Genomic DNA, 351 nt, shown 5'->3' on the forward strand with positions numbered 1-351 from the left:
CGACTGTCAGGCCGCGGGCAAGCCGGCGGTCGACGCGGTGGTCCTGCCGGACGTGCAGGGCTCTTTGACGCAGCTGGCCTCCAAGCGGATCGACGGCGTCTTCTCCGACACCGCGCCGTTGGCGTGGGCCGCCAAGCAGCAGCCGCAGGCTTTCGAGCTGTACCCGCAGCGGTACAAGAAGAAGGTCGGCAACAACATCGTCGCACTGGGGACCGCGAAGACGTCAGGGCTGGGCCCGGCGCTGCACGCGGCGATGCAGTCGCTGATGGCCGGCCCGGCGTACAAGGCCACCCTGGACAAGTGGGGCCTGGGCACCGGCGCCATCTCCAGCTCCGAGCTGCTGAAGTAACG

General features: G+C 69.2%; 1 protein-coding gene. It reads left to right on the plus strand.

The annotated features are described in order from the left end of the window. Window positions 1-349: type 2 periplasmic-binding domain-containing protein (locus ACPYOM_RS22195; RefSeq protein ID WP_481347619.1), on the plus strand; the 349-nt coding region annotated here is incomplete at its 5' end. Window positions 350-351 lie beyond the last annotated feature (2 nt).

The sequence above is a fragment of the Monashia sp. HAY1-2A genome (genome assembly GCF_056755315.1).